The sequence below is a fragment of the Hoeflea sp. CAU 1731 genome, from assembly GCF_039888615.1.
Taxonomy (GTDB): domain Bacteria; phylum Pseudomonadota; class Alphaproteobacteria; order Rhizobiales; family Rhizobiaceae; genus Flavimaribacter.
In genome coordinates this window covers 187,675-198,582 of record NZ_JBDQQS010000002.1, presented here as the reverse complement: position 1 = coordinate 198,582, position 10,908 = coordinate 187,675, and the positions used below count along the sequence as shown (strand labels likewise).

The window sequence follows — 10,908 nt, the reverse complement described above, 5'->3', positions numbered from 1 at the left end:
ACCAAAAAGGCCGGCTCTCGCGAGCCGGCCTTTGCCGTTCATAAAACTGTTTAGACGATCAGACGATCTTCAACGTCCAGGCGACGATGTCGGTGACGACCTTGCCATTGGCCTGATCAAGCGCGCGGATGAAATCGATATTGTTAGATCCCCTGACAGGCGCAGTCGCCTGGAAGACCTTCTGCGACCGCACCACGCCGTTGCGATCATTGACGATGCGAACGGAAATCTCGACGACGGCCGTGTCCCCGTTGTCGCTGGCGACAATCTCGAAGGCGCGGATCGTCGGAGAGATGAGATAGTCGGCGGCGATGCTGTCGCCGGGTTTCGCCACGCCGCCAAGGCGGTCGCTGTCCTCGAAAGCCGCTATCAGCTGTTCCTGAATGATCGACGGCAGATTGTCATTCCATTGCGATCGGGAGAGGTACTGGATCGCCTCCGGAGAGGTCCGCACAACGATATTTGAGCCGTCCAGAGACTTCAGCGCAGCCGGATCGGTTACGACAATCTGACGGTTTCTCGAGGACGGTCCCTTGACTGTCGGAATACCCGTCAATTCGTAGGTGTCGGGCTTTGGAGCAAATGGTCCGCCGCCGCATCCACTCAAAAATGCAGCGCCAGCCAGCAGGACAGCTACGGCCAGTCCGGATTGACTACAACTCTTCACGAATACCCCTCGTCCCTGCCATCCACGCAGGATTTACGAACTCTTGGACCTTAACTCTGCTTTGTCAACGACGACGACGCCCATCATATTGTTTTACGCTTCCCGATCCACCGAAAATCAAACTCTGCGGATCTTCCCCTATCTGCGCGACTGCTCTCTCGATCCGGGCGACCGATCGGCGCGCCTCATTGACCAGGGCCTCAATATCCTTGAGACCGGAATTCGAGAACCGGTCGACATTGCTCATGATCGGACCGATCTGCGCGTTGATCTTGTTGGCGACGTCCTGGAAGGATTTCAACGTATCCTTCGCTTCGGCCACAAGGCCCTGACCATCTGCGCCGTCAATGACGCCGTTGAGCTTGTTGAGCGTCGTCTGAACCTGCAGGGCGGCCTCGTTCAGGCGCGCGGTCAATTGATCCGTATTCTCTATGATCTGTCCGATTTCCTGGTTTCGCTGACCGATCGTCTCCGACACCATGGTCAGATTGGCAATGCCCTCACGGGCCTGGGCGCTGGCGACGGTGATATTGTCGACGACTTCCTGCACCTTCTGGGTGTCAACCGAATTGAGCAACCCTTCGACCTTTGACACCGCGGATTCGGCGTTCTGGCTGAGCTCGGCGATGTTTGTGGCCGCCGTCTTGAACTCCTCGATCATCGGCTTGAAATCACCGGATGCATCCGAAATGTTCTTGCTGACAGTCTCGACATTCTGAACGATCTCGGAGACTTTCGCAGGCTCCACTGCGCCGACGATCGCCTCGGCGCGGGTGACCAGCCCTTCAAGCTTGCCGGAAACGCCCTCGAGAGTTTTGGACAGCGAGGAGACGTTTTTGAGGAAACTGTCGACGCCGCCTGAATTGGCTGCAAGCGCTTCGGAGAATTTTTCAGCGTTCTGGACGGTCTGGGTCAGCGGGCCTTTCGCGGTCGTGACGAATTCCTCGATGCCGACGACGGCCTTGTTGACCCGCTGCAGGATGGCGTCTGCGGTTGCAAGGAGGTTGGTAACGCTGGATTCATCGGCTGTCAGAACCGCGTAACTGCCCTTCTCGACGGCTTCCCCGAGAATATTGAGGTCGCTGGTGTTGCCGCCGCTGAGCTCGATATGCGCAGAACCGGTCAGCCCCTGGATGCCAAGCACCGCCTTGGTGGACGCGTATACCGGCGCGGTGGCGCGAACTTCCGTCATGGCGAGCACGTAGTTTGGATCGACGCCGTCAATCGTCAGAGACCGCACGGAACCGACGCGAATGCCGTTGAACAGAACCGGCGCCCCGACCGATAGGCCGCTCGCGGAACCCGGAATGCGAATCTCCAGACGAGCCGTCTCTCCCTGGTTGTTGGCCGTGGCCATCCAGTAGACGCCCATAAAACCGGCGGTAATAATGAGGATGATGACAATACCGACGATGGTATAGTTGGCTTTTGTCTCCATATTCGCGTTCCCGTCATTCCTTTCCGGGTGATTCTCGCTGATACACTAAAGGTCTAGTTCTGCGGCACAATAGAACGGGCTCTTTTCCCGTGGAAATAGGACCTGACCCAGGGGTCTTCGCACGCAAGCATGTCCTCTATCGTTCCTTCGACAAGTATTTTCCTGTTGCCGAGGACCGCAATGCGGTCGCACACCGAAAACAGGCTGTCGAGATCGTGCGTCACCATATACACGGTCAGGCCGAGAGTGTCGCGCAGTTTCGCGATCAACTCGTCGAACTCGGCGGCGCTGATCGGATCGAGACCCGACGTCGGCTCGTCGAGAAACACAAGGTCGGGATCGAGCGCCAAAGCTCTTGCGAGGCCTGCGCGCTTGATCATGCCGCCGGAGAGTTCCGAGGGATAGAGCGAGGCCGCCTCCGGCCGCAGGCCGACGAGTTCAATCTTCAGCAGCGCCAGCTCGTCCATCAGCTTCTGCGGCAACTCCAGATATTCGCGCATCGGCACCTGGATGTTCTCAAGCACCGTGAGCGCAGAAAACAGGGCGCCTTGCTGGAACAGCACGCCAAGCTTCATGTCGAGCTGGGTTTTCTGGGCGGGCGTCGCAGCGTCGTAGTCCACGCCCAGGATGCGTATGGCGCCGCCTTGTCTTGACGTGAGCTGGAGGATCGTGCGCAACAGCACCGACTTGCCAGCGCCTGAAGCGCCGACAAATCCAAGTATCTCGCCGCGCCGGATATCGAGATCGAGATTCTCCAGCACCTTGTGCGAGCCAAAGGCGACATTGATGCCCCGCGCCTCGAGAATGACCTTGCCGAAGTCCGGATGGCGTTCCCGCGTCGAATCCTGAGGGCCGGTTATCGTCTCTGTCACAGACATCAAAAATCAATCGCCCCGTAAAAGATAGCGAACAAGCCGTCCACGAGAATGACCACGAAAATGGCCTTGACGACAGCCGACGTCACATGGCGGCCGAGCGATTCCGCGCTGCCCTCGACCTTGAGGCCTTCCACCGACGCCACAATGCCGATGATGAGCGCCATGAACGGCGCCTTGATCATTCCGGAGGCGACGGACGTGTAATCGATGGCCTCGCGCAACCGGTTGATGAAGGTCTCCGGCTGGATGCCGGAATAGATCCAGGTGGTGAGCAAGGCGCCGAACAGGGCCGAGAAATTCGCCATGATCGTAAGCAGCGGCAACATGATCGTCAGTGCAACGAGACGCGGGAAAACAAGGACGCTGATCGGGTTGAGGCCCATCACCTTGAGGGCGTCGACCTCCTCGCGCATCTTCATCGAGCCGATTTCAGCGGTGATTGCGGAGCCCGATCGGCCGGCGATCATGATCGCCGTCAAAAGCACGCCGATCTCGCGCAATTGCAGGATTCCGACCAGATCCACGACGAAGATCTCGGCGCCGAAATATCTCAGCTGGAAAGCCCCCTGCTGAGCGATGATGCCGCCGATCAGAAAGGACATCAGCGTGATGATGGGAATGGCGCGAACGCCGACATGATCCATCTGGCTGAAGATCGCGGCGGAGGAGATGCCCGAGGACTTCTTTCTTCGGACGCGAGCGCCCCACACCGTCGAGCCCAGAATAAACATCATCGCAAGAAAGTCGTTATACAGCTCGTAGGCCATCTCGCCGATAGGCGCGAAGATTCTCTCAACCAATCCGGCTTTTTGCTTCGGCGCATCGTCGGCGTCGTATTCCGAGTGCATCGCCTTCTCGACAGCGTCGAGAAGCACAAGCCGATCCTGCCTGATCGCCTTGTAGGCAACAGTCTTGCTGCGCGATTCCAGCCGGTCCTTCAGGCGCACGATCACAAGCGCGCCCGACGTGTCGAACGCCGTGATGGCCGACAAGTCTATCGTGACTTCGACGCCGTCAAGATTACGCCCCAACTGGCGCATCGCAGCGTCGATGCCGGACACGCCGAACAGGTTCCAGCCGCCCGACAGCCTGACGACAACCTTGCCGTCTTCGGGACCGGAGGTTTCAAACTGCGCCGCCACACGTTCCTTTTCCGCGATGGCGGACGAACCTGCGGCGCCGGAGGCAACCGACTCTGTAGCTTGCTGGCTGGACATTGATTTTACATAGCCAGTAAATCACCGTCTGTCACCGCATACCGCTATGACAATCCAACGGAATTCCGGATCGGGAACGTTATCGACGCCGGCGTTGCCGAAGTATCACGCAGCCCTGGCGGGTTTTTCAGAACTGGCGTCGCTGGCGTCCAACGCCTTGCGGCGCTTCGGTTCAGCAGGCAGGGCGACGGGGCGACGCCACTCGATAAGATGCATTTCGCCGTCGAAGTCTTCCGCCACCGCCGTGCAGCTTTCCACCCAGTCGCCGGTGTTGATGTAGCGTATTCCATCCATGTCCTCGATGACGGCGTGGTGGATGTGACCGCAAATGACCCCGTCGACGTCATGTTTTCTGGCTTCCTCGACGACAACGCGCTGGAACTCGCCGATGAAGTTGACGGCCTGCTTGACCTGCAGCTTCGCCCAGGCGGAGAACGACCAATAGGGCAGTCCGAGCCGGCGTCTGCCGTAATTCACGAGCCGATTGATGAAAATCGCCAGGTCGTAGGCCCAGTCGCCGAGATGGGCGAGCATGCGCGCATGGCGCACAACGACGTCAAACTCGTCGCCATGCATGACGAGATAACGACGCCCGTCAGCGGCTTCATGGATCGTCGTCAACTCCACCTCGATCCCGCCGAAATGGGTTCCGGGAAAATCTCTCAGGAATTCGTCGTGATTGCCGGGAATATAAATGATCCGCGTCCCCTTGCGGGCCTGACGCAACAGTTTCTGGACCACATTGTTGCAGTCCTGTGGCCAGTACCAGTTGCGTTTGAGGCGCCATCCGTCGACGATGTCGCCAACCAAAATGATCGTGTCAGCATGATGATAGCGAAGGAAATCGATCAGCCAGTCCGCCTTGGCGGCGCGAGAACCCAGATGAATATCGGAGAGGAACAGGGTCCTGAATTGCCGAGCCTTTGGAGCTTTCGTCATCTGCGCCACCATTGCATGTCCGTTGATGGTTGGCTAACCAGAGTCGTGTCACAATCAGATGACAAGGCTTCGATAAGGACAAATTCGAAGCTGGATCCGACAAAGAGTCACAGTAATCGGGAAGGAAATCGCAATGGATCTCGGTATAGCCGGCAAGAAGGCCATCATCTGCGCATCCAGCAAGGGTCTCGGCAAGGGCTGCGCGATCGCGCTTGCAGAAGCCGGCTGCGACATCGTTGTCAACGGACGGGACGCGTCGACGCTCGCCGCCACAGCCGAGGAGATTCGCAAGACCACCGGAGCTCAAGTCACCGAAGTCGCTGCAGACGTATCGACGAAGGAAGGACAGGACGCTCTGCTCGCGGCCTGCCCGAAACCGGATATTCTCATCAACAACAATGGCGGCCCTCCCCTGAAGGATTTCCGGGAGCTTGACCGCGAGGCGATCCTCAAAGGCGTGACGCAGAACATGGTCACGCCCATCGAACTGATCCAGGCGGTGATCGACGGCATGTGTGAGCGCGGGTTCGGCCGCATCGTCAATATCACATCGTCCTCCGTCTATATGCCGATCCCGGGACTCGACCTGTCGTCGGGAGCGCGCGCCGGCCTGACCTCTTTCCTGGGCGGCGTCGCCCGCACCGTCGCGAACCGGAATGTGACGATCAACACCGTGCTTCCCGGCAAGATGGACACCGACCGCCTGACGAACAACATCAAGGCGACGGCGCAGAAGAAAGGCGTCAGCTACGAAGAGGCCGAAAAGAGCGTTTTGCGGCTTGTTCCGGCTGGACGCGCGGGCACCGCAGAGGAATTCGGAAGCGCATGCGCCTTTCTCTGCTCCCGCCAGGCGGGCTATATCACCGGACAGAACCTGCTCGTCGACGGCGGTCTCGTACCGAAGTCTTTCTGACGGTTGACGCGCCAATTGCGCTGGAGCAATCTGCCGAAGGGCTGAAGGGGTGGACAATCACATGAGCAAGACCAGCAAACCCGCTCTGTCGGAACTCGACCAGAGCGCGCTGTTTTTCCACAAATATCCGAGGCCCGGCAAACTGGAGATCCAGGCCACAAAGCCGCTCGGCAACCAGCGCGACCTCGCGCTCGCCTACTCGCCGGGCGTGGCCGCTCCATGCCTGGAAATCCGCGACGATCCGGCCACCGCCGCAGACTATACGTCACGCGCCAACCTGGTGGCCGTCGTCTCCAACGGAACCGCTGTTCTCGGACTTGGCCCGATCGGCCCGCTGGCCTCCAAGCCGGTGATGGAGGGCAAGGCGGTCCTGTTCAAGAAGTTCGCCGGCATCGACGTGTTCGACATCGAGATCGACGCCCAGGACGTCGACCGGATGGTCTCCGTCGTCTCCGCGCTCGAACCGACTTTTGGCGGCATCAATCTGGAAGATATCAAGGCGCCTGAATGTTTCGAGGTCGAGCATCAACTGCGCGAGCGCATGAACATTCCGGTGTTCCATGACGACCAGCACGGCACCGCGATCATAGTCGCGGCGGCGATCATCAATGGGCTGGAATTGTCGGGCAAGAAGTTGCAGGACGTGAAAATCGTCACCAGCGGCGCAGGCGCTGCGGCGGTCGCCTGCCTTAACCTCCTGGTCTTTCTCGGAGCCAGGAAGGAAAATATCTGGGCGCATGATATCGACGGCCTGGTCTTTGAAGGCCGGACGAAGAACATGGATCGCTGGAAGGGCGCTTACGCGCAGGCGTCCGATGCGCATTCGCTCGCCGACAACATCAAGGACGCCGATATTTTCATTGGCCTGTCCGCCGCTAACGTGCTCAAGCCCGAGATGCTCAAAACCATGGCGGAGCATCCGCTGATTATGGCCCTGGCGAACCCGGTGCCGGAAATCATGCCGGAAGACGCTCGAAATGCCCGGCCGGACGCGATGATATGCACCGGCCGATCGGATTTCCCGAACCAGGTCAACAACGTCCTTTGTTTCCCTTTCATCTTCCGCGGCGCGCTGGATTGCGGCGCGACGACGATCAACGAGGAAATGAAGATGGCTGCGGTCAAGGCGATCGCCGGGTTGGCGCGAGAGGAACCGTCGGACGTGGCGGCGAAGGCCTATTCCGGCGAAACGCCGGTCTTTGGGCCGGACTATCTCATCCCCTCGCCCTTTGACCCCCGCCTGATCCTGCGTATCGCACCCGCGGTCGCAGAAGCCGCCTGCCAAACAGGCGTTGCAACCCGCCCCATAACCGACTGGGACGCTTACAACGACCAGCTCAACCGCTTCGTCTTCCGCTCCGGCATCGTCATGAAACCGCTCTTCACCGCAGCCAAGGCGGCGACAAACAAGCGGGTGATCTTCGCCGAAGGCGAGGATGAGAGGGTTTTGCGCGCGGCTCAGGTGCTGATCGAGGAAAAGATCGCGGAGCCGATCCTGATCGGCCGGCCGGCGATCATAGAAACGCGGCTGAAGCGTTTCGGCCTGAAGATCAAGCCGGAGCGAGACTTCAGCATCACCAACCCCAGCGATGATCCGCGCTATCGCGACTATGTGGATCTCTATTTCTCACTGGTCGGGCGCAAGGGCGTCAATCCGGAGGCCGCGCGCACCGCTGTCCGGTCCAACACGACAGTCATCGCCGCCCTTGCAGTGCGCCGTGGCGAGGCTGACGCCATGATTTGCGGTATTGAAGGCGGATACGCCAACCACCTTACAGTGGTCGAGGACGTTTTGCGCAAGCGCGAGGGCGTTCAGGAGTTCTCCGCGCTCAGCTTGCTGATTTCGCAACGCGGCGCGACCTTTCTGACCGACACCTACGTCACCTTCGATCCGCCGGCGGAACAAATTGCGGAAACCACATTGATGGCGGCCCATGAAATCCGTCGCTTCGGCATCACGCCGCGCGCGGCGCTGGTATCGCATTCAAACTTCGGGACCCGCGACACCGCGTCCTCGCTGAAAATGCGCAAAGCGCTGGAACTGATCCGCGCAATGGCCCCGGATCTGGAGGTTGACGGCGAGATGCACGGCGATTCCGCGATTTCCGAGGACCTGCGACGGCGGGTCATGCCAGACAGCATCCTGACAGGAGAAGCCAATCTTCTCGTCTTTCCCAATTTGGACGCGGCCAATATCGCAACCGGCCTTTTGAAGACGATGATGGACGCGCTGCATGTCGGCCCGATCCTGCTGGGCAGCGCCAAGCCCGCCCATATCCTGTCGCCTTCCGTGACATCGCGCGGCGTCGTCAACATGGCGACGCTTGCGGTTGTCGAGGCCTCCATGCCGGCATAGACGATCCGTCTTGATCGGTTTGTTCATGTCCAGGTCAGATTATAAACGTATTGTCGTTGCATGATGCGCGTAGGAAACGTTTTGATCTTCAACGACTTGGCCAATGAAATATGGACTCTTGAAGCGGGTTGCAGCGATAGCGGCGTTGGCGGCGGTCGGATTCGGCTCTGAAATACAGGCTCAGAATTCGGATGTCTGCCTGCGTCTACAGAGCCAGCTTGACCAATATCCCTCGCAAAATCTTCAATCTCCCTACCTCAGGCGTTTCGAGGAAACCCTTCGGGAGCAGCAACTTGTTCTGGACCGGGCTCGCGCTGCGGTCGCCGACGGCCAGTGCACCAGCGGAAGCATCACCGTATACGGCTCCAGCGACAATTCTGTCTGCGACCGGATGCGCGTGCGTATCGCGCGGCTGGAGGAGGAAGTTGCTCTCCTCACGCAGAAACGCGATGCGCTGGCCGCCGAAGGGCGTGAGACAGGCCGGAGCAGAATTGTCGCGGCGTTGCGCGCCAACGGTTGCCCGGTGGCGGAGCCGCAGGTCGTGATTCGCGAATCCGTGCGCCTTCGGGATCAGGCCCGCGAGCGCGCTCAGGACGACCCGTCTCGCCGGTACAGGACCATGTGCGTGCGCGCCTGTGACGGCTATTATTTCCCCATTTCCTTTTCCTCGTCGCCGGCTGAATTTGATCGCGACGCCGAACAGTGCGCCAGGCAATGTCCGGGGGCTGATGTCAGCCTCTATATTCATTCGGTTCCGGAAGAGAGGAGTGAAGACATGGTTTCCGCAGATGACGGATCGCCCTATGTCAGCCTTCCCAACGCCTTCGCCTATCGCAATGGCCTGACGTCGTCCTGCAGCTGCGACAAAGCCCCGGTCACCGCCAATAGATCGACAGCGCCGAAGAAACAGTCGTCGATTATTCTTCCGAACGAAATTCCCATACCGGGAACCAAACCCCAACCGTCTTCGGAAGCAACAAATAGCGCCTCCGCAAATGGATCGCCGGACGAAAGCGCGTCGCGGGAAAATCAGGTAAAGCTGGCCCCTCGATCCGCGGATGATGAAAACGAATTCGAGGATATGGACCCGGACCGCGAAGTCAGGGTCGTCGGGCCAATGTTCCTTCCCGACCAATCAGAGGCAACAGATCAGCAAGCTCCGGACCGGAGCGACTCCCCGTAAGGGCGATCCTCAACGGCATGAACAACGCCCTGCCCTTGCGACCACTGGCCTGCTTGACGGCTGATGTCCAGGAAGACCAGGTGTCCGCGCCCCACGGCTCGGGCGGCAGAAGCGCAAAGGCTTCCCGCACATAGGCGACGTCGTCATCTTCGAGGTTCGCGTCGCCAGCCGGGGCATTCTGTACCACGTCCCACCAATGACGGGCGTCCTCGACGACATCGAGATTGCCGCGCACGGCAAGCCAGAAGACTTCCGCCTGTTCCCCGTCCACGCCCAAATCGGTCAGCCTGGCTGCGACCCTGTCATAGGGTGTCTCATGGATGAGCGTCCTGTTGAGCGCGCCAAGTTCCGACGGATCGAATTTCGCGGCGGATTTTGACGCCATGTTCGGCGTAAAGATGTCCTGTAGCGCTGCCATGGAGGGCACTGCCTCCACGCTGTGCGAGGTTCCTATCAAAACGGCGAGGCTGTTGACCGCCATCGGCTCGATGCCGGTTTCCCGCAGCGACGCGATGGACAGCGCATTACTGCGCTTGGAAAGGCCTTCGCCGCTGGCCGCCGTCAACAGATTGTGATGCCCGAACGCCGGAGCGTCGGCGCCAAGCGCCTGAAACAGCGCAATTTGAGCGCCGGTATTGGTGACGTGATCGTCGCCCCGAATGATGTGAGAAACGCCCATTTCAATGTCGTCGACGACCGAAGGCAGGGTGTAGAGATACGTGCCGTCTCCACGCACGAGGACTGGATCCGACATCGAGGCGAGGTCAACCGTCTGCGGGCCGCGAACGACGTCGTCCCAGTGGATTTCCGTTCGACGCGTTTCGAATGGATCGCCCTCGAAATTCGGCAACATGAACCGCCAATGCGGCTGCCTTCCCTCCGCCTCGAACCTGGTCTTGTCCTCGGCGCTCAGCTTTAACGCGTCCCGGCCATAGACCGGCGGAAGACGACGGGCGAGACGCAGTTTCCGCTTTCGTTCGAGCTCCTCTCCGGTCTCGTAGCAGGGATAGAGAAGGCCGGCGTCTTTCAGCTTTTGCGCGGCCGCATCATAGGCCGGAAAACGCCGCGACTGCCACTCCATGCGATCGGGTTCAACGCCAAGCCAACGCAGGTCTCGCTCGATGCCTTCGGCGAATTCAACGGTTGAGCGCTGCCTGTCCGTATCGTCGAAACGCAGGATGAATTCGCCGCCCGTTTTTTTGGCGTAAAGCCAGTTGAAAAGCGCCGTGCGGGCGTTGCCGATGTGAATATTGCCTGTCGGCGAAGGAGCGAAGCGAACGACGACGGGCTTGTCTGATTCAGTCATTGCGGAAGTCA

At 59.6% G+C, this 10,908-nt stretch carries 9 protein-coding genes; 3 read left to right on the top strand and 6 right to left on the bottom strand.

The genetic code is table 11. The features are described 5' to 3' along the window. Positions 1–58 precede the first annotated feature (58 nt). The 5 genes from AAFN47_RS05050 to AAFN47_RS05030 form a co-directional block, all read right to left on the bottom strand. Positions 59–667 (bottom strand): ABC-type transport auxiliary lipoprotein family protein, encoded by a 609-nt coding sequence (locus AAFN47_RS05050; protein WP_499808126.1) that lies wholly within the window; start codon positions 665–667, stop codon positions 59–61. 64 nt (positions 668–731) lie between these two features. Further along, on the bottom strand, positions 732–2,105 hold the full coding sequence (locus AAFN47_RS05045; RefSeq protein WP_499808125.1) for an MlaD family protein: 1,374 nt from the start codon (positions 2,103–2,105) through the stop codon (positions 732–734). A 53-nt stretch (positions 2,106–2,158) separates the two neighbouring features. Beyond that, complete coding sequence (locus AAFN47_RS05040; RefSeq protein ID WP_499808124.1) at positions 2,159–2,983, bottom strand: ABC transporter ATP-binding protein; 825 nt, start codon at positions 2,981–2,983, stop codon at positions 2,159–2,161. Next, a complete protein-coding gene (locus tag AAFN47_RS05035) occupies positions 2,983–4,200 on the bottom strand; it encodes an ABC transporter permease (protein ID WP_499808123.1) in 1,218 nt (405 codons plus the stop codon). Before AAFN47_RS05035 ends, AAFN47_RS05040 begins: the two co-directional genes overlap by 1 nt. A 105-nt stretch (positions 4,201–4,305) precedes the next feature. Then, positions 4,306–5,139: a UDP-2,3-diacylglucosamine diphosphatase gene (locus tag AAFN47_RS05030; RefSeq protein ID WP_499808122.1), complete on the bottom strand. Its 834-nt coding sequence runs from the start codon at positions 5,137–5,139 to the stop codon at positions 4,306–4,308. A 133-nt stretch (positions 5,140–5,272) separates the two neighbouring features. Between AAFN47_RS05030 and AAFN47_RS05025 the strand changes: the two genes are divergently transcribed. The 3 genes from AAFN47_RS05025 (at position 5,273) to AAFN47_RS05015 (ending at position 9,591) form a co-directional block, all read left to right on the top strand. Next, on the top strand, positions 5,273–6,052 hold the full coding sequence (locus AAFN47_RS05025; protein ID WP_499808121.1) for an SDR family oxidoreductase: 780 nt from the start codon (positions 5,273–5,275) through the stop codon (positions 6,050–6,052). A gap of 49 nt (positions 6,053–6,101) precedes the next feature. Next, positions 6,102–8,408, top strand: coding sequence for an NADP-dependent malic enzyme (locus tag AAFN47_RS05020; RefSeq protein WP_499808120.1), 2,307 nt, complete (start codon positions 6,102–6,104; stop codon positions 8,406–8,408). Between the two features lie 103 nt (positions 8,409–8,511). Next, the gene (locus tag AAFN47_RS05015) at positions 8,512–9,591 is read left to right on the top strand and encodes a DUF2865 domain-containing protein (RefSeq protein ID WP_499808119.1); all 1,080 of its coding nucleotides are present in this window, start codon (positions 8,512–8,514) and stop codon (positions 9,589–9,591) included. On the opposite strand, the gene gltX is transcribed toward AAFN47_RS05015, so the two are convergent. Continuing rightward, positions 9,509–10,897, bottom strand: coding sequence for a glutamate--tRNA ligase (gene gltX / locus AAFN47_RS05010; protein ID WP_499808118.1), 1,389 nt, complete (start codon positions 10,895–10,897; stop codon positions 9,509–9,511). The genes AAFN47_RS05015 and gltX overlap by 83 nt on opposite strands. Between the last annotated feature and the right edge of the window lie 11 nt (positions 10,898–10,908).

Bases quoted from the DNA above. Each gene is read 5' to 3' on its own strand.
- AAFN47_RS05035 (WP_499808123.1), bottom strand. From the start codon at position 4,200: ATGTCCAGCCAGCAAGCTACAGAGTCGGTTGCCTCCGGCGCCGCAGGT.
- AAFN47_RS05030 (WP_499808122.1), bottom strand. From the start codon at position 5,139: ATGACGAAAGCTCCAAAGGCTCGGCAATTCAGGACCCTGTTCCTCTCC.
- gltX (WP_499808118.1), bottom strand. From the start codon at position 10,897: ATGACTGAATCAGACAAGCCCGTCGTCGTTCGCTTCGCTCCTTCGCCG.
- AAFN47_RS05015 (WP_499808119.1), top strand. From the start codon at position 8,512: ATGAAATATGGACTCTTGAAGCGGGTTGCAGCGATAGCGGCGTTGGCG.
- AAFN47_RS05045 (WP_499808125.1), bottom strand. From the start codon at position 2,105: ATGGAGACAAAAGCCAACTATACCATCGTCGGTATTGTCATCATCCTC.
- AAFN47_RS05040 (WP_499808124.1), bottom strand. From the start codon at position 2,983: ATGTCTGTGACAGAGACGATAACCGGCCCTCAGGATTCGACGCGGGAA.
- AAFN47_RS05025 (WP_499808121.1), top strand. From the start codon at position 5,273: ATGGATCTCGGTATAGCCGGCAAGAAGGCCATCATCTGCGCATCCAGC.